The 17,454-nt window shown below is 64.0% G+C and carries 14 protein-coding genes and 1 tRNA gene; 8 read left to right on the top strand and 7 right to left on the bottom strand.

All coding sequences use genetic code 11. From position 1 onward, the window contains the following. Positions 1 to 22 precede the first annotated feature (22 nt). The 4 genes from ABIC03_RS21965 to ABIC03_RS21950 all read right to left on the bottom strand — a co-directional run bounded on the left by ABIC03_RS21965 (position 23) and on the right by ABIC03_RS21950 (position 6,908). The gene (locus tag ABIC03_RS21965) at positions 23 to 1,636 is read right to left on the bottom strand and encodes an acyl-CoA synthetase (RefSeq protein WP_354060991.1); all 1,614 of its coding nucleotides are present in this window, start codon (positions 1,634 to 1,636) and stop codon (positions 23 to 25) included. A 157-nt stretch (positions 1,637 to 1,793) separates the two neighbouring features. Continuing rightward, entirely contained in the window at positions 1,794 to 2,282 is a 489-nt protein-coding gene (locus ABIC03_RS21960) for a DUF2059 domain-containing protein (RefSeq protein ID WP_275170838.1), read from the bottom strand. 44 nt (positions 2,283 to 2,326) lie between these two features. Then, positions 2,327 to 3,544: an OpgC domain-containing protein gene (locus ABIC03_RS21955; protein ID WP_354060989.1), complete on the bottom strand. Its 1,218-nt coding sequence runs from the start codon at positions 3,542 to 3,544 to the stop codon at positions 2,327 to 2,329. Positions 3,545 to 3,851: 307 nt separating this feature from the next. Next, entirely contained in the window at positions 3,852 to 6,908 is a 3,057-nt protein-coding gene (locus ABIC03_RS21950; protein ID WP_354060987.1) for an ATP-binding protein, read from the bottom strand. A gap of 263 nt (positions 6,909 to 7,171) precedes the next feature. On the opposite strand from ABIC03_RS21950, the gene ABIC03_RS21945 reads away from it, so the two are divergent. Both ABIC03_RS21945 and ABIC03_RS21940 read left to right on the top strand, forming a co-directional pair. Continuing rightward, positions 7,172 to 7,663 (top strand): hypothetical protein, encoded by a 492-nt coding sequence (locus ABIC03_RS21945; RefSeq protein WP_354060985.1) that lies wholly within the window; start codon positions 7,172 to 7,174, stop codon positions 7,661 to 7,663. Between the two features lie 160 nt (positions 7,664 to 7,823). Further along, positions 7,824 to 8,861, top strand: coding sequence for a thermonuclease family protein (locus ABIC03_RS21940; RefSeq protein WP_275170834.1), 1,038 nt, complete (start codon positions 7,824 to 7,826; stop codon positions 8,859 to 8,861). A gap of 70 nt (positions 8,862 to 8,931) precedes the next feature. Here the strand turns inward: ABIC03_RS21940 and ABIC03_RS21935 are convergent. Further along, positions 8,932 to 9,008, bottom strand: a tRNA-Met gene (locus tag ABIC03_RS21935). 312 nt (positions 9,009 to 9,320) lie between these two features. On the opposite strand from ABIC03_RS21935, the gene ABIC03_RS21930 reads away from it, so the two are divergent. Next, complete coding sequence (locus tag ABIC03_RS21930; protein WP_354060982.1) at positions 9,321 to 10,778, top strand: coniferyl aldehyde dehydrogenase; 1,458 nt, start codon at positions 9,321 to 9,323, stop codon at positions 10,776 to 10,778. A 97-nt stretch (positions 10,779 to 10,875) separates the two neighbouring features. Beyond that, entirely contained in the window at positions 10,876 to 12,474 is a 1,599-nt protein-coding gene (locus tag ABIC03_RS21925; RefSeq protein ID WP_354060980.1) for a GMC family oxidoreductase, read from the top strand. A gap of 151 nt (positions 12,475 to 12,625) precedes the next feature. Here ABIC03_RS21925 and ABIC03_RS21920 read toward each other — a convergent pair whose 3' ends face one another. Continuing rightward, positions 12,626 to 13,387: an SDR family oxidoreductase gene (locus tag ABIC03_RS21920; RefSeq protein ID WP_354060978.1), complete on the bottom strand. Its 762-nt coding sequence runs from the start codon at positions 13,385 to 13,387 to the stop codon at positions 12,626 to 12,628. A gap of 104 nt (positions 13,388 to 13,491) precedes the next feature. Here ABIC03_RS21920 and ABIC03_RS21915 point away from each other — a divergent pair, with 104 nt between their 5' ends. The 3 genes from ABIC03_RS21915 to ABIC03_RS21905 all read left to right on the top strand — a co-directional run bounded on the left by ABIC03_RS21915 (position 13,492) and on the right by ABIC03_RS21905 (position 15,919). After that, positions 13,492 to 14,004: a CvpA family protein gene (locus ABIC03_RS21915; protein WP_354060976.1), complete on the top strand. Its 513-nt coding sequence runs from the start codon at positions 13,492 to 13,494 to the stop codon at positions 14,002 to 14,004. 146 nt (positions 14,005 to 14,150) lie between these two features. Beyond that, positions 14,151 to 14,933 (top strand): SDR family oxidoreductase, encoded by a 783-nt coding sequence (locus ABIC03_RS21910; RefSeq protein WP_027570121.1) that lies wholly within the window; start codon positions 14,151 to 14,153, stop codon positions 14,931 to 14,933. Further along, positions 14,930 to 15,919, top strand: a complete 990-nt coding sequence (locus ABIC03_RS21905) for an NADPH:quinone reductase (RefSeq protein WP_354060974.1) — start codon at positions 14,930 to 14,932, stop codon at positions 15,917 to 15,919. Before ABIC03_RS21910 ends, ABIC03_RS21905 begins: the two co-directional genes overlap by 4 nt. 12 nt (positions 15,920 to 15,931) lie before the next feature. Here ABIC03_RS21905 and ABIC03_RS21900 read toward each other — a convergent pair whose 3' ends face one another. Continuing rightward, positions 15,932 to 16,408, bottom strand: a complete 477-nt coding sequence (locus tag ABIC03_RS21900) for a DUF3775 domain-containing protein (protein ID WP_354060972.1) — start codon at positions 16,406 to 16,408, stop codon at positions 15,932 to 15,934. A 123-nt stretch (positions 16,409 to 16,531) separates the two neighbouring features. Between ABIC03_RS21900 and ABIC03_RS21895 the strand changes: the two genes are divergently transcribed. Next, entirely contained in the window at positions 16,532 to 17,380 is an 849-nt protein-coding gene (locus ABIC03_RS21895) for an MBL fold metallo-hydrolase (protein ID WP_354060970.1), read from the top strand. Positions 17,381 to 17,454: the final 74 nt, after the last annotated feature.

The following is a 17,454-nucleotide window of genomic DNA, read 5'->3' as shown; positions in this document are numbered from 1 at the left end:
GGGAGAGCGAGAAGGAGAATCGTCAAGTCCCAAAATTCTTCTGGATCGCCTTGTCGAGCGTTTCGCCACCGACGAAGCGTTGGCGCAGCTCGCGCTTGAGCAGCTTGCCGCTCGGGTTCTTGGGCAGGGCATCGACGAATATGACGCGCTTGGGCACCTTGAAATGCGCCATCTGGCCGGCGCAATGCTTGATGACCGTGTCCTCGTCGAGCTTCTCGCCGCTCTTGACCACGACGATCGCAGTCACTGCCTCGATCCAGCGCGGATCGGGCAGGCCTACCACCGCAACCTCGGACACTGCGGGGATGCGATAGACCATCTCCTCGACCTCGCGGCTCGCGACGTTCTCGCCACCGGTCTTGATCATGTCCTTGACGCGATCGACCACGGTGATGTGACCCTCTTCATCGACGGTGGCGAGATCGCCGGAGTGAAACCAGCCGCCGGAGAACGCAGCCGCCGTCTTGACAGGATCGTTGTAATAGCCGGAGAGCAGATGCGGCGAGCGGTGCACGATCTCGCCCACCTCTCCGACCTTCACATCCTCCATCGAAGTGTTGACCACGCGGGTCTCGACATTGAGCACTGGCTTGCCCGCCGAGCCGGCCTTGCGCAGCTGGTCCGCAGGACCCAGCACGGTCGCGAGCGGCGCGATCTCGGTCTGGCCGTAGAAATTCCAGAACTTCACGCTGGGCAGGCGGCGCTGGAGCTCGAGCAGCACCTCCACCGGCATGATCGAGGCGCCGTAATAACCCTTCTGCAAGGTCGACAAATCCGTCTTGTCGAAATTGGGCGAGCGGAGCATCGCGATCCAGATCGTCGGCGGCGCGAAGAACGACGTGATCTTGTGCGTCTGGATCAATGACAGAATGTTGTCGGCCGCAGGCTTGCCCGTGATCACGCCGGAGGCGCCGAGATAGATTTGCGGCCCCAGGAATACATCGAGCTGCGCGCAATGATAGAGCGGCAGCGCGTGCAGGAATTTGTCGTCCACGCTCATGCCGCCGTCGATGATGCAGCTGACATACTGCCACATCACCGCTTCATGGGTCAGCATCGCGCCCTTGGGCAGCGACTCCGTGCCGCTGGTGTAGACGATCTGCGCGAGATCGCGGCTGTCGACCGACGACTCCAGGTACGAGCCATCGGCGCTGAGAAGATCGTCGAAGGTGGTGAGGCCCGCCGGCGCCGTGGCGGGATCCTCACCCGGCAGCCAGATCATCTTCTCGACCGCGCAATCCCTGGCGCTGGCCGCGCGCGCGGGCTCGACGAAATCAGGGCCGGCCGCGAGCAGCTTTGCGCCGGAGCTTTTCAGGATGAAATTGATCTCGTCCGGATTGAGCATGAAGTTGATCGGCACCAGCACCGCGCCGATCCGGGCCAATGCGAACCGGAGCGCCGCAAAGGCGTGCGAATTGCGCGAGAGCACGGCGAGGCGGTCACCCTTTTTCACGCCGAGGCCAAGCAGGCCGCGGCCCAGCCGATTGCAGATCGCGTCCATTTCGGCAAATGTCCAGCTTACATTGCCGCAGCTCACCGCGAGCTTGCCCGGATCGCGGCCCGCCGCGCGCCGCAGGATGTCGCCGATGGAATGCTCGCGGGCCTTCGAGATGGTGGCTGCGATGTCGCGGGTCATTTCCGTTCCCCTGAATTTTCTCTTTGCGTGAATTGCCAGCCTGAACCCAGTCAGGCCATGGCATTCACGCGCTTCTTGTCTTCGCAAAAGCGTAGTCGGGGCGACCGGCCACGTCAAATCAGCCAGCGAGCGCGGCGCCATTACGCAAGAGTTGAGCTCAGAGCTTGTGCCCTTTCTGGCGCAGCGCCTCGATGAGGCGCTGCTTCAACTCGTCGGCCGTCTTCTGGCTGACGTCTTGGCTGATCCGCGCGCTTGCCTGCGCCAGCGCATCCGACTTCTCCAGAAGCTTCTTCCCGGCCGGCTGGGCATAGAAAGTCTCGATCTGGCGCAGCTCATCGATGCTGAAGCTCTGGGCATAGAGAGCGGCGACCTGGTCGATCATCGAAGTGAGGGCTGGAGTGTAAATCTCGGAGCCGGGTGCCGTCACCGCGTCATAGTCGCGCTCGATTTCCGGCCTGTCCTGCGCGACCACGGGCCTCAGCTTGAGCAGGAGCTGCGGCAACAGCGCGCGATACTGATCCGCGATCTTCAAGGTGACCACGAGCTTGCGCGCCGCGCTCATCGCCTCCGGGGAGGGTGCTTGCGCCGATGCACCAGAGATCAGGAGCAGGAGGGCGCCGGCGATCGTCAACACAAGTCTGGGCATGAACCTCTCCGTTGGATCTCTCCGCGAATGCAGGCCGGCGATACTCAATGACCCGCGGGCGCCACGGCAGACCTGTCCGCAGGCGCGCTTTCCAGGACGGTGTCGGCCTCCTCGACCTCCGTTACCTTCACGAACAGGTTCGGCACCCGTTCGGCCCGGTCGAGCAGCCACGCGGCTGCGATCATGATGGCGATGCCGACGACGGAGACCGCGAGCTGCTCCCAGACACCCTTGGTGTATTGCGTCAGGATCCAGTGCGCCGAGAACGAGAGGAAGACGCCGAGGCAGAAGATCGGCAGCGAATGCTGACCGCAGAGGATCACAGGACGCAGCCACGCCCTGTGCAGGGTCCGCCATTTGCGCGAGATGAGATGAGTCACCCAGATCGCCAGCGCCAGGAAATGCGTGAAGCGCAGCATGTCGAGGTCGGTCTTGTCGATCGGGTAGATCGCCTTGATCATCCACTTCGGGATCAGGGCTTCGAGCGCAGGGACGTGCCAGGTCATCACGATCAGGAGCGCGAAGGCGAGCCAGGCCGCGGCCAGCGCCATCGCCGCCTTTGACCACACCCATCTCGCGATCTTGTCGATCTGGCCGATGCCGCACCAGGCCGCGAACACGAACATCAGCTGCCAGCAGAACGGATTGAAGTACCAGGTCGTGCCCGGCGGATAGGAGGCGATGTTCCAGTTGAACCAGCGCGCCAGCACGTAGAGCACCACGGAGCCGGCGAGCGTCAGGTTCGGCCGCCGCACCAGGCACCACACGATGAAAGGCGAGGCGAACACCAGCGTGATGTAGAGCGGCAGCACGTCGAGATTGACCGGCTTGTACTTCAGCAGGATCGCCTGCCCGATCAGCTCGTCCGGATGCGACAGGAAATTGAACACGTTGAACTCGTGCTCGTACATCGGATTGTCGAAGCGGCGCGCGGTGCGGGCGATCTGCGCCGTGAACAGCAGGAACAGCATGATGTGGGCGACATACATCTCGACCGCGCGCCGCCACAGCCGCTTCAGCGCGGCGACGAACCAGCCGCCCGCGACGATCGGCCCGTAGATCCAGCCGACCAGATAGCCGGAGATGAAGACGAAGAATTCGGCGGCGTCGCTGAAGCCGTAATTGCGCAAGGTCAGCCAGGCCACGACGTCGTGCGGGATGTGGTCGAGGAAGATCATCCACAGACCGATGCCGCGAAAGAGATCGAGCCGCAGGTCGCGCTCGACCGGCGCGAGCAGCGCTGACTGGTCCCGTGTGATCATGGCCCCGCCTCGTTCGGTGGGCGTCGCGCCGTCGCGGCGCCGAAAATCGGATGCTAAAAATTGAAATCAAAAGTCACCTGGCCGTGCGGCCAGGGCCGACGGTAGCCGACCTTGCTGCGCGTGCAAGGGCATAGTCATCGGAGCTGGCCGCACAAGGGTGCCGTCATTCGCGCTGCACCATGGGGCCTCTTCAAAAAACGCCAAAAACAACCCCATGCACAGTAGCTAAGTCTTTGCAAAGCCTACTGGATTTATTCGACGCGTCGGGCAGATTTCGGCCGCGATAGCGGCCCGGCCGCCGCTGCCGTCAGCTTAGCTCGTCGCCCGTCGCCTGCATCTCGTTGAGCATCGCCGCGGCCTTGTGCTGCAGCGGCAGCGCGCCACTCTCGGCGGCGATCGCGATGGTCGCGCGCAAGGCCCCAAGGATGGCTGCCTTGGCCTCCGCATCCGACGGCGGCGTCACCACGGCCTCGCCGAACAGGGCCTCCGCCTCCAGGCCGGAGAACCCCTGTTGCCGCGCCGTGTTGCGCGCCTCGCGCAGCATGTTCTGCGCGGCCTGGACGTCGCCGAGACGGTGGGTGGCGAGCGCCAGGTAGATCGAGCTGCGCAGCACCGCCGAGGTATAGCCGACCGCCTTCGCCTCCTCACGCGCCTCCGTCAGCATGCCGCGCGCCCGGTCGAACAGCCCCTGCTCCAGATAGGCCATCCCGAGGTGGCAGGCGAGCACCGGCACGAACAACCGGATGCCGTGCTTCTGCGCCAGGACGAAACCCTCCTCGAGAATGGCCGCGGCCGCCGCCGGCTCGCCGCGGCCGAGCATCAGCCAGCCGCCGCTATAGGCAGCGGCGACACGGTCATAGGGGCGACCCGTTTCCTCCGCGATTGCGACGGCTTGCTGCTGGAGCTGCTCGGCGGCATCGAGCTCGCCCATCACGGTGTGGGTGATGCTGTTCATCATGCAGCAGAGCAGGAGCAAAGATCGTGGGGTCGTGCCGATCGGGGCACTTGCTGCCGGCCCCGAGAGATGGGCACGGGTGGTAACCAGCATCTTCTCGGCGCGATCGTAGCGGCCGGAAAGAAAATAGGCCTGCCCGAGACTGTATTGCGCGAGATTGCGCCAGGCGGGATTGCCCGAATTTTCCGCCAGATGCACCACATCTTCTCCGATCGCGACAGCTTCGACCGGCGTTCCATAGAAATTCTGGGCACCCGCTCTCATGGTCATGGCCGCGACCTTGCGTTCAATGTCGCCAATCACATCGGCTCGCCGTTCGGCCTCGCTCCCCAAATCCAGGGCTTCGGCGACACGCCCCGACCCGGCAAAGGCCAACCGCGCCTCCATCCGCAGGTCAATGGCGTCCGTTTCGCGCGCGTGCGTCACTGGGGTCTTGTCGAGAGAACCCATCGCGATCTCGAAATAATCGACCGCTTCGGCAAAGGCCGAGCGCACCAGACATTTTCGAGCCGCGCTCCTGCCATGCTGAAAAGCCTTCCCCCAATCCTTCGCTCGGGCCGCGTGATAGCAGAGCGTATCCGGACCGTCGGTCCACGCCTCGTCGGTCTCGAGAGCCGCCAGAATGCTGGCATGGATGCTTTCCCGCACCTTCTCGACCATCGAATCGTAGGTCACCTGCCTGACCATCTCGTGCCGGAATTCGAGCGAATCCTCCAACTCACTGTCGATCCTGACGAGCAGCTCGGCCCGGTCGAGCGCGGTGAGGCAATCCTGCAGGACGTCTTCCGGCACGGCCGCTACTCTTCGCAGTGTGGCCTGGTCGGCCCGGGGTCCAAGCGCCGCGGCGATCTGGAGAAGCGACCGTTCCTGTCGTGACACACGATCCAGCCGCGCCGCGATCACACCCTGAATGCTGCTGGGGATGCCGAGTTCGTCCACAGGACGCGCAAGGGAAAGGTCGCCCCACTGGCCAAGAAGCATGCCGCTGTCCTTCAGACTGCGGCAGACCTCCTCGATGAACAGCGGAACGTTGGCCGTATGAGAGATGATCCGGTTCTTCAGGTCTTCGTTGGTCGTGGCGGGACCAAGCATGTCCGCGAGCATGGCCAAGCCTGAATCGTCATCGAGAGGCCGCATCGCCACGATTTCCGCGCGGCAGCTCGCGATCCAAACCGGCATCCCATTGGGCCGCGTCGTCAGCAGCACAAGCAGATCAGGGCATTGTAGCCCCGAAAGGGTCGCGACGACCGCATCGCTGGCCCGATCCATCCAGTGCAGGTCCTCAATCAAAAGGATCGTACGCTGACGACGGGCGACGCTCTCGACGATCGCACAGCTTGCGTCTGAAATCGCACGACCACGCGCGTGAGGCTCCAATTCATCCCATTGCGGATCGGAAACCGGCAAATCCAGGATCGCGTCGACGGCCCGCTGTTGCACCACCGGCAACGCGTCTCTCGGATCATCCGTCCTGGTCTGATCTCTCGCAGCTGTATCAAGGATCGAGAGCAACAGGCGCTTGAGCGCGCTGTACGGCGCACCCTGGAGATTCGGACTGCACTCGACATCGATCAGCCGCCAGCCGCCAGCCCGGAGATCCTGCGCGAATTCATGCGCAAGCCGAGACTTGCCAATGCCGGCGTCACCCATCAGCAGAACCGTCTGCCGGCCGGCAGCAACCCTATCCGCAGCGCGCCATAACAAGGCCCGCTCCGTCGTGCGGTCGACGAATCTGGAAACGCTCCGCGCACGCCGGACCCGCCAGCTCGACAGATCACTCGCACCCATGACCCGGTAGACAGGCAGGGGCTCGCCGAAACCACGGAGCGCCTTGCGGCCAAGGAATTCAAAGCGCACGTGTCCGTCCGCAAGCTCCTGGCAGGCTTCGGAGACGTAGATCTGGTTCGCCTCGGCTGCCGTCTCCAGCCGAGCCGCGAGGTGCTGGGCTGCGCCGCCGATCTCGTAGACCTTGGAAAATTCGCTCGCGACCATGTAGGCCACCACATGACCCGAGTGCAGGCCGACCCGGACTTGAAGTCCTGGATCGCCCAGACTGCCAACACGCCGGACCAGCTCGATGGCCGCGTGGCAGGCTAAGGGGGCGTGGTTGTCGTCGGCGATCGGGGCGCCGAAGACGGCGGCCAACCCGTCACCCAACTCCTTGCTAACGATGCCGCCGAACTGGCGCACCGCGCCTCTCATCGCCGCAAGAGCCGGTTCGAGGCGCGATACCGCCGCCTCCGGCTCCAGCTCGGCAACAAGACCCGTGGAGTCGACGACGTCGGCGCGCAGAATCGTCACAAAGCGTCGTTCGCTGTCGGGGTCGACCGGCTGGCGCACCGCCGCTCCGCATTTGGAGCACCAGCGGTCGCCCGGACCAATCGCCGACTGACACGCGAAGCAATGCATTCCAGCGCCTTCAACCACTGCCTCGGCAGCCTCACCCCAACCCCCGCGAGGCGTTCGACCCAACAATACCTATAGGAAAGTGCATGGCAATTGGGCTTGCGACATAGGCGACGTTACGGGATGGAGGCTCTCTGGACGAAATACATTCCTGAGTGGTAGCGTTGAGTGCGCACAACAAACAGCGTGATCGGCCGTAGCGTGACGCGTATTTTCGGCCACCGCACCAGAGATTTTGACAAACAGACATATGAAGGAAAGAGGCGATGGCCGGACTGGTATATAGCGGCAAGGCATTTCGAGACTTGATGAATAGCAATTACTATCCTTTGGCGAACATGAAGAAGAGCGTCGCGAAGCTCAAGGAGTCCGAGGACATCGACCTGCCGACCTTGGAATACGGCCAGTACCACCTGATTTTGAACCCGGCATCAAACTGGCCGCAGGGCAGCGCCAAGTACTGGCACAAGGAAAAGGGCCGGGCCCGCGTCGACCTCAGCACCCAGCCGAACACAGTCCCCCTGTCCAGAGATGAGCCGGGCGTCATTCCGCTGACACGATGCGATCTGCTCGATGCCTGCGTCCGGAAATGCTTCAATTCCGAGCCGCCGATTCCGATGAAGACGAAGATCATCACCCACGAGGCCAGCGACGCTTTCGCGCACCGGCACGAGATCCGGCTGGAGTGGGACTACAAGAAGGGTTGGGACAAGCCGACGCTGCTCAATCTGACGATGGTCTGCCCGCACAGATCCTGAGCTTCGGACACATTCTGCTTCATTCAGAAGATCATCTCCGCCCGGGCGCTACAAGCGTGCGGGTTAGAACCTCCGGCGTGTCGTGCCTGTCGCATCGTCCGTCATGGGCTTGTCGTGCGAAGATGATTCGCTGCCTTCTGAACCATGAGAGGAGCGGCCGATGCCCGTTGGACTGCTGGAGGTCGAAGGCACCATTGATGTCGGCCAGTTCTGGCCGGAGGGGCGGTCGGACGCCGACACCACAAAGGTCGTGGTGAATGTCGCGCCGGACGCGATCCGCTTTCGCAAGAACGATACCGCGCCGTTCCAGCCGACCCATGTGTTCGACAACGCCAAGGTCAAGGGCCGCACCAACACGGCGGCGATCAAGAATGGCAAGCTTACCATTCGCCTCCAGGGCATTGACGCGCCGGAGCTGCATTACCAGCCCTCACCGCTCTCGCCCGCGGAGAAGACGGGGCTGACCGACGCCAGGCGACAGGCCTATCACGAGCTCACGCATCCCTACCGGCAGTTTCTCGGCGCGACGACGAGCAAGGCGCTGCATGATTTTCTCGGCAGTAGCGCCGAGCCGACGCTCACCTGCCGGGTGTTCACGCATGTCGATGCCCCGAACGAGGTGTTCGACACGTATGGACGGCTGGTCGGCGACATCGAGGTGACGGTCCGCGGCCACAAGGTCGACGTCAACCATTGGCTGGTCGAGCAGGGCTTTGCCTATCCGACGTTCTACTCCTCGATGAATGATGACGAGATCCGCGCCTTCCTCGCGCTCGCCAAGACCGCGCGCGCGAAAAAGCTGCCAGTCTGGAAGCACCTCGCCAGGACGATTGGCGCCTTCGACTTCGACCTGCGCGAGCCCAAGACAAACGAGACCGGCGTGCTCGCGACCGACAAGGGCCCGGTGATGCTGCCAAAGCTCTACCGCCGCTACGCCAACTGGTCGGCCCGCAAGAAGGCCAAGGTGACGAGCCAGAATTTCCAGAAATTCTTGGGCGAAGGCTCCGGCGGCAAGCCCGACACCTGCTACGAGATCGGCGATTTCCTCACCAACGGCGTGCACTCGGCGACGCCACGAAATTTTGCCGAGTTCGTCGAGGGCGGCAAGACGATCAAGTTTCAGCCCGAGGGCCTGGTGTTCGGGGAAGCGCCGTCGATGCTGGTCGGGGCGGACGGGAAGGCGATTAAAGAGTTTTGAGGACACCAGAAACAAAAATGGCCCGCTCAACGCGGGCCATTTTCGGATCGGGACCGGTAAGGTCCGAACTTGGTTGCGGGGATAGGATTTGAACCTATGACCTTCAGGTTATGAGCCTGACGAGCTACCGGGCTGCTCCACCCCGCGTTAACCGTTGCTTTGCCTTCGTGAAAGTGCCGGGGACGGTGAATGAAGGGCCGGCGCTGTTCGCGTGGCTTGCTTCGTCCGTCCCGAAGGCTTCCTTGGAAGGCAACCCCGGGCAAAGCCCGTTGGGTGCGGGCGGTATGTACCAACCCGGGGTGGCTTTGGAAAGGGCTGCGCGGACGTTTTTTTCGACTTTATGACAGCGCGGTGGACGAAGTTACGGCCTGTTCGGCCCGCCCTTGCCAGAAGTTCCACAAGGGGCCAGCTTGCGGCCACAAAACCAGGCGGAAACGCCACTTAAAGAGGGAGAACGCCATGGACCACGCCTTGGACCGTCCCTCGGACCGCCCCCCGCCGAGCGCCCCGCTTCGGGCCGTTGAGGAAACCTTCCGTGCCATGATTGCGCGGTCGCGGGCCGAGCCGGCGCCTGGCCTCGCCGGGCGGCTCGACCGGCTGGCGCGGCTGCGCACTGTCGTCGCCGACAACGAGGAGCGCTTCCGGCAGGCGATCTCGGCAGATTTCGGCCACCGCTGCGCGGTCGAGACCAATATCGCCGAGACCATGATGGTGTTCTCCGAGATCCGCCATGCCACCAAGCACCTCAAGAGCTGGATGGCGCCGCAGCGCGTTTCGACGACGCTGCAATTCCTGCCCGCGCGCAACCGGCTGATGCCGCAGCCGCTCGGCGTCGTCGGCATCATCGCGCCCTGGAATTATCCGCTGCAGCTGACGCTCGCGCCCGCCATCGGCGCGCTCGCCGCCGGCAACCGCGTCATCATCAAGCCGAGCGAGCTCGTGCCGCATTTCTCAGCGCTGCTGAAGGAGACGGTCGCCGAGCGGTTCGATGCTGCGGAAGTGCTCGTCACCGGCGTCGAAGACGAGATCGCAAAGGCCTTCGCGAGCTTGCCGTTCGATCATCTGGTGTTCACCGGCTCGACCCGGGTCGGGCGGCTGGTGGCGGAGGCCGCGGGGCGCAATCTGACGCCGGTCACGCTCGAGCTCGGCGGCAAGTCGCCTGTTATCATCGACGCCTCGGCCGACCTCGAAGAGGCCGCCGAACGCATCGCCTACGGCAAGCTGCTCAATGCCGGGCAGACCTGCATCGCGCCGGACTATGTGCTGGTGCCCGAGCGCGCGTTGCAGGCCTTTGCCGAAAAAGTCCGCGCGCAGATGCGACGCATGTTCGGCACCGACCCCTCCAACAAGGACTACACCTCCGTGATCTCCGACCGGCACTATGCCCGGCTGGAAAATCTCGTCGCGGATGCGGCAAGTCGCGGCGCAAAGATCCTGCAGCCGGCGAAGCCGGACGATCCGAACTGGAAGGCGCACCGCAAATTCCCGCCGACGCTGATCGCAGGCGCGACCGCAGACATGGCGGCCATGCAGGAGGAGATTTTTGGACCGGTGCTGCCGGTGCTCGGCTATCGCGAACCGGCCGACGCCATCGCCTTCGTCAACGCCCGCGACCGGCCGCTGGCGCTGTACTGGTTCGGCAAGGACCGCATTGCGCGCGACGAGGTGCTGGCGCGCACCGTCTCCGGCGGCGTCACCATCAACGACTGCCTGTTTCACTTCGCGCAAATCCACCAGCCGATGGGCGGCGTCGGCGCATCCGGCAGCGGCGCCTATCACGGCGAATGGGGCTTTCGCACGTTCAGCAAGTTGAAGCCGGTGTTCTATCGCTCGAAATTCAACCGCCTCGCCGACCTCTATCCGCCCTACGGCGGCAAGATCGCGCGGCTGGAGAAGTTGATGCGGTTCATGTCGTAGGGGCGGTCGTTCCGGGGCGCGAAGCGAACCCGGAATCTCGAGATTCCGGGTTCGATGCTCCGCATCGCCCGGAATGACGATAACGGGGGAAACATCAGTGACGGACACATTCGATTTCGTCGTCGTGGGCGCGGGCTCCGGCGGCTGCGCGGTGGCGGGGCGGCTGTCGGAGGATGCGGGGACATCCGTGGCGCTGCTCGATGCCGGCGGACGGAACGACAATTGGCGGATCACCACGCCGTTCGGGCTCGCTTTGCCATACAAGGCAGCGAACTGGGGCTTCGATACTGTGCCGCAGAAGGGATTGAACGGCCGTATCGGCTATCAACCGCGCGGCAAGGGGCTCGGCGGGTCCTCGGCGATCAATGCCATGGTCTATATCCGCGGCAACAAATGGGACTACGACCACTGGGCCTCGCTCGGCAATGCCGGCTGGTCGTACGCGGACGTGCTGCCCTATTTCAAGCGCTCGGAGAACAACGCTGATTTTGACGGCGCGTATCATGGCAAGGGCGGCCCGCTGCATGTCAACAGGCTGCGCGCGGACAATCCGATCCACGACATCTTCCATCAGGCCGCCCGCGAGGCGCAGTTTCGCATCCGCGAGGACTTCAATGCGGAGGACCACGAAGGGCTCGGCAGCTACCAGGTGACGCAGCATAATGGCGAGCGCTGGAGCGCGGCGCGCGCCTATGTGAATCCGCACATGGGCAAGCGCGCGAATCTGCGTGTCGAGACGCAGGCGCATGCCACGCGCATCCTGTTCGAAGGTGGGCGCGCGGTCGGCATCGAATATGTCCAGGGCAAGCAGACAAAGCAGCTGCGCGCCCGCCGCGAGGTGATCCTCGCCTCCGGCGCCTTCCAGTCACCGCAATTGCTGATGCTGTCGGGCATAGGCGACGGCGAGGCGCTTGCCGGGCACGGGATCGGCGTCGTGCGTCATTTGCCGGGCGTCGGACGCAATCTGCAGGATCATCCGGATTTCGTGTTCGTCTACGCCTCCGACTACCCGCACTTCGTCCATTCCTCGATCGGCCGGCTGCCATCCCTGCTCCGCGCCATCCAGCGGTACCGCCGGGAGCGGCGCGGACTGATGACCACCAACTTCGCCGAGTGTGGCGGCTTCCTGAAGACCCGGGCCGATCTCGATGTGCCCGACATCCAGCTGCACTTCATCATCGCGATGCTCGACGACCACGGCCGCAAGAAGCACAAGGAGGCGGGCTTCTCATGCCATGTCTGCCTGTTGCGACCGAAGAGCCGTGGCAGCGTCTGGCTGAAAAGCGCCGATCCGCTGGCAGCACCGATGATCGATCCGAATTTCTTGGGCGAGGCGGAGGATCTCGAGACGATGGTCGCGGGCTTCAAGACCACGCGGCGGCTGATGGAGACGCCCGCGATGCGCGCGTTGCAGAAGAAGGACATGTTCACGTCCGATGTGAGAACGGACGACGATATCCGCACCATCCTGCGCGCGCGTGTCGACACAGTCTATCACCCCGTCGGCACCTGCAAGATGGGCACCGACGCGATGGCCGTGGTCGATCCGGCGCTGAAGGTACACGGCGTCGAGGGCCTGCGCGTCGTCGACGCCTCGATCATGCCGACGCTGATCGGCGGCAACACCAATGCGCCGATCATCATGATCGGGGAGAAGGCGGCCGATATGATCAGGGCGGAGATGCGCGCGAATTGAAGCACACTCTCGCTCCATCGTCGTCCCGGCGAAGGCCGGGACCCATTAGCCCCGGGAGTAGTCGTGGCACGAGATTGGCAACTACGAGTCTTCGCCAAACCCACCCCTGTGGTTATGGGTCCCGGCCTTCGCCGGGACGACAGCGGTGTGCTCAATTCAACAAGAACCCGCCGTCAACCGTCACCACGCTGCCCGTCATGTACCGCGAGGCCTTCGAGGCCAGCAGCAGGATCGCGCCGTCGAGATCGGACTCGGCGCCGATGCGGCGCTGGGGAATGCGCTTGGTCAGGCGCTCGCCTGACGGCGTCGACCAGAACGCATGGTTCATCTCGGTGTCGATGTAGCCGGGCGCGAGCGCGTTGATGCGGATGTTCTGCCCTGCGAGCTCCAGCGCCATCGCTTTGGTTGCCTGGATGATGCCGGCCTTGGAGATCGCGTAAGGCGACACCGCCTTCAGCACGCCGGTGCCGAGCACGGACGCGATGTTGACGATGTTGCCGTCCTGCTTGCGCGCGATCATCCGGCGCGCGATCTCCGTCGCGAGAAAATAGGCGCCCTTGAGATTGGCGCCGATCACCGCGTCCCAATCGGCCTCGGTCTGCTCGGTCGCGAGCTTTTCGATGGCGATGCCGGCATTGTTGATCAGCACTGTGACCGGGCCGAGTGCGGCTTCCGCGGCATCGACGGCCCTGGCGATCGATGCGGTGTCGGTGACGTCGAGCGCGACGGCGGCGGCACGGCCGCCCTTGCCGCGGATCTCCTCTTCCAGGCTCTTCAGCTTGTCGGTCTGCCGAGCCGCGAGCGCGACGGCCGCGCCGTGCGCCGCCAACACCCGGGCAAATTGCCGCCCCAGCCCCTGGCTCGCACCTGTGACGAGGATGGTTTCCTGACTGACATCGAATAGGTCTGACATGACGCTTTCCTTGGGCTTTGCCGCCATCAATACAGACGATTTTAACGATCTGAAACCGGAATGATCGGTTCTGCGTTCACTCGTTCCATGGCAGGCTCCCGCGCATGAACAGTTTCGATCTCGCCGTCTATGCGGCGTTCGCAATCGCGATCGGCTTCGGTTTCAGGACCGGCCTGCTCGGCAGCGCCATGACGATCCTCGCCTATCTCCTCGCCGCCCCCATCGCCGTCGCGCTGATGCCGCTGATCGTCCCGCAGGTCGCGGGCAATCCGAATGCGCCGCTGCTGCAGAACTGGATCTGGTTCTTCGGCATCTTCGTGGTGGTCGGCATGCTGTTTGGACATCTCGGCCGGCTGGCCCTGAGCGACACGATACGGCAGGCCGGCATCGGCGACCGGCTCGGCGGCGCCGCCCTCGGCGCGATCAGGGTTGGCCTCGTCGCCACCACCTTGGTGCTGGTGTTCGACCAGATCGTGCCAGCCAACCGCCAGCCGCCGTTCCTAGCCGGTTCGCACCTGCGGCCGCTGTTCTCGACGGTCGGGCAGATGGGTTTCAAGTCGCTGCCGCCGGAGGCGGCCTCCGCCATCGACCGCCTCAAGCAGGAGCGGCGCATCTAGCTCATTGTCTCGGGATCATGCCCGCACATTTGCATCGCCGCGCAAGTGCGCATGCATTTTGATGCGAGCCCGTCCCTTATCAGCGGCGCCAAGGTTGGCTAGAATAGCGGCTCTAAAAACCTACCTGACATTACGGGAGTGAAACTGTGGATCTTGGGATCAAAGGCCGCCGCGCCATCGTCTGCGCATCCAGCAAAGGCCTCGGACGCGCCTGCGCCATCTCGCTGGCCGAGGCCGGCGTACACGTCACGCTGACCGCGCGCGGCGCCGAGGCCCTGAAGAAGACGGCCGACGACATCCGCAAGGCCTATCCTGATGTGACGGTTACCGAGATCGTCGGCGACATCACGACGCCGGCGGGCCGCGAAGCCGTGCTCAAGGCCTGCCCGGAGCCTGACATCCTGATCAACAATGCCGGCGGACCGCCGCCCGGCGATTTCCGCAACTGGACCCGCGACGACTGGATCAAGGCGATCGACGCCAACATGCTGACCCCGATCGAGCTGATCAAGTCGACGGTCGACGGCATGATGGCGCGCAAGTTCGGCCGCATCGTCAACATCACCTCGGCCGCGGTGAAGGCGCCGATCGACATTCTCGGTCTCTCCAACGGCGCGCGCGCCGGCCTCACCGGCTTCATCGCCGGCCTGTCGCGCAAGACCGTGATCAACAACGTCACCATCAACGGCCTGCTGCCGGGCCCGTTCGAGACCGATCGCCTGCGCAGCACCGCGAAGGGGGAATCCGAGAAGCGCGGCATCACGCCGGACCAGGTTCTGGCCGAGCGCGCCAAGCTCAATCCCGCAGGCCGCTTCGGCGATCCCGACGAGTTCGGCTACGCCTGCGCCTTCCTGTGCGGCAGCAGGGCCGGCTTCATCACCGGGCAGAACCTTCTGCTCGATGGCGGTGCCTTCCCGGGAACGCTGTGAGGGCGGTCTGGTACGAGGAGACAGGACCGGCGGCGGACGTCCTCACTTATGGTGAGATGGCGACGCCGGTCGCAGGCCCAGGCGAAGTTCGTATTCGCCTGGAAGCCTCCGGCGTCAATCCGGCCGATGTCGGCCGGCGCGGGGGCAGCTATCGCGCGAAGGAATTTTCGCGCGTCATTCCGAACAGCGATGGCGCGGGCTTTATCGACCAGATCGGCGATGGCGCGACGCGGTTCAAGATCGGCGACAGGGTCTGGCTGTTCAACGGCCAGCGCAACGGCCGCGCCTTTGGCACCGCAGCCGAACATATCGCGCTTGCCGAGCATCTGGTGACGCCGCTGCCGGACAATCTCTCTTTTGCGGAAGGCGCGACGCTGGGCATTCCCGCAATGACGGCGTGGTGCTCCCTGTTTGCGGACGGACCGATCGTCGGCAAGTCGGTGCTGGTCACCGGCGGCGCGGGTGCGGTCGGGCATTACGCCGTGCAACTCGCGAAATGGGGCGGCGCGCAGGTGATCGCGACCGTCAGCTCGGCGATGAAAGGCGAGCAGGCGCGACAAGCTGGTGCCGATCTCGTCGTCAATTACAGGGACGAAGATGTCGTTGCCAAGGCGATGGCCTTCACCGGCGGACGCGGGGTCGACCAATTGGTCGATGTCGATTTCGGCGGCAACATCGCGACGACCCTGAAGTTGATGGCCATGAATTCGACAATCGCGGTCTACGCCACGAACGGCAACCGCACGCCGACCGTACCGATGCGCGAGCTGATGGAGAAGTGTATCACGCTCCGCTCGCTCGTCTTGTTCGCGCTGCCGCCGGCGCTGCTTGCGGCGGCGCAAGCCGACATCTCGAAATGGCTGGCAGCGGGCCCGCGAATCCACAATGTCGCGGCGCAGTTTGCGTTGTCGGAGACGGCGCAAGCCCATGTCGCCGTCGAGAAAGGCGACAAGCTCGGCACCGTGGTCGTTGACTGCGCGCGCTGATATCGGCCGGGATCACCGCTGCTTGGTGATCTCGTCTTCGTCCCGCTGGCTCGGACTGGATGAATCGGCGACTGGGTTTCCTTCGGTCCAGTCGACGCCGAATTCATCGAGCCCGTCGGCGAGCAGATCGCCCAGCATCGGTTCGCCGAGCAGATAATGCGCCGTCTCGCGCCGGGGACTGCGATACTCGGCGCGCGCCTCCACGGCGCGTGCACGCAAATCGTCCCAATCGTCGATTGTGCCGTCGCCGCGACCGAGCCAGGTCAGCGTGACGAGATCGATCTGCTCGTCCTCGTTCATGGCCACGATGAAACTTCCGAGTTCGTTGACCACCGGATCGGAGCCGTCATCCTCGAGGACGTCGACCGAATCGTCATCCGTCGCATTCGAGCCGGAATCCGGATCGGAATCCGCCTGCTTGACGTCGAATTCACGCGCCTTTTCGATGATGAAGGCGACCTTCTCCGCGGAAATCGCAAGCTCTGGCATGGCTGGCCCTTTGTCTTTTCCTGGGTTCCCGCGATAACGCCGCACCGCGTCAGATGATCCATTGCGCCTGACGGCGAAACTGCGCATGTTCCCCGCCAAAGCAAGAACATGAGGATGCGCCGGATGCAGTGGAAGGTCGGCAGGGTCAAAATCACTGAGGTCGTGGAATTGGAGACGGTCGGCTCGACCCGCTTCATTCTGCCCTTGGCGAGCAATGCGGAAATCCAGAAGCTGCCTTGGCTGATCCCGCATTTCGCCACCGAAGAGGGCTGGCTGAAAATGTCGATCCATTCGCTGGTGGTGGAGACGCCGACGCGCCGCATCGTGGTCGATACCGGGCTTGGCAACGACAAGCAGGGCCGCAACGTCCCGACCTGGAACGATCGCACCACGCCGTTCCTGGAGACGATGATTGCGGCGGGCTTTCCGCCGGAGAGTATCGATACTGTGCTGTGCACGCACCTTCACGTCGATCATGTCGGCTGGAACACGAAGCTGGTCGACGGCAAATGGGTGCCGACCTTCCCCAACGCGCGCTATGTCTTCGGCAAGACCGAGTATGAGCATTGGCGCGACCATTCCACCGAGCCGGACAAGCAAGCCGTATTTGGCGATTCCGTGAAGCCGATCGTCGATGCCGACCGGGCCGAGTTGGTCGCGAGCGACCACCGGCTCAGCGACGAGATCAGCATGATCCCGACCCCCGGTCACAGCCCCGGGCATATGAGCATTCTGATCCGGTCGGACGGCGAGCAAGGATTGCTGACGGGCGACGTCGCCCATCATCCTTGCCAGATGGCGCATCCCGGCTGGTCCTCAACCGCGGATTCCGATCAGAGCCAATCTGCCGCGACGCGGCGCGAATTGTTCGGCCGGTTTGCCGACACCCCGACGCTGGTGATCGGCGGGCATTTTTCGGCCGGGCACATCAGGCGGGACGGGGACGCATTCAGGTTCGAGGCGCTGGCCTAGTCTCGTGCCCCGGACGAACCTCCCGAATCAAGAGGGCTGCAATGCGCCCCTCTTTGAGCGGTTGAATTTCCCGC

It is taken from the genome of Bradyrhizobium sp. RT6a (genome assembly GCF_040547675.1).
In the GTDB taxonomy this organism is placed as follows: Bacteria; Pseudomonadota; Alphaproteobacteria; order Rhizobiales; family Xanthobacteraceae; genus Bradyrhizobium.
This window is presented reverse-complemented; position numbering and strand designations above follow the sequence as displayed.

What these genes read in the sequence shown, in the direction of transcription:
- ABIC03_RS21965 (WP_354060991.1), bottom strand. Translation starts at nt 1,636, where the DNA reads ATGACCCGCGACATCGCAGCCACCATCTCGAAGGCCCGCGAGCATTCC.
- ABIC03_RS21960 (WP_275170838.1), bottom strand. Translation starts at nt 2,282, where the DNA reads ATGCCCAGACTTGTGTTGACGATCGCCGGCGCCCTCCTGCTCCTGATC.
- ABIC03_RS21955 (WP_354060989.1), bottom strand. Translation starts at nt 3,544, where the DNA reads ATGATCACACGGGACCAGTCAGCGCTGCTCGCGCCGGTCGAGCGCGAC.
- ABIC03_RS21950 (WP_354060987.1), bottom strand. Translation starts at nt 6,908, where the DNA reads ATGCATTGCTTCGCGTGTCAGTCGGCGATTGGTCCGGGCGACCGCTGG.
- ABIC03_RS21945 (WP_354060985.1), top strand. Translation starts at nt 7,172, where the DNA reads ATGGCCGGACTGGTATATAGCGGCAAGGCATTTCGAGACTTGATGAAT.
- ABIC03_RS21940 (WP_275170834.1), top strand. Translation starts at nt 7,824, where the DNA reads ATGCCCGTTGGACTGCTGGAGGTCGAAGGCACCATTGATGTCGGCCAG.
- ABIC03_RS21930 (WP_354060982.1), top strand. Translation starts at nt 9,321, where the DNA reads ATGGACCACGCCTTGGACCGTCCCTCGGACCGCCCCCCGCCGAGCGCC.
- ABIC03_RS21920 (WP_354060978.1), bottom strand. Translation starts at nt 13,387, where the DNA reads ATGTCAGACCTATTCGATGTCAGTCAGGAAACCATCCTCGTCACAGGT.
- ABIC03_RS21915 (WP_354060976.1), top strand. Translation starts at nt 13,492, where the DNA reads ATGAACAGTTTCGATCTCGCCGTCTATGCGGCGTTCGCAATCGCGATC.
- ABIC03_RS21900 (WP_354060972.1), bottom strand. Translation starts at nt 16,408, where the DNA reads ATGCCAGAGCTTGCGATTTCCGCGGAGAAGGTCGCCTTCATCATCGAA.
- ABIC03_RS21895 (WP_354060970.1), top strand. Translation starts at nt 16,532, where the DNA reads ATGCAGTGGAAGGTCGGCAGGGTCAAAATCACTGAGGTCGTGGAATTG.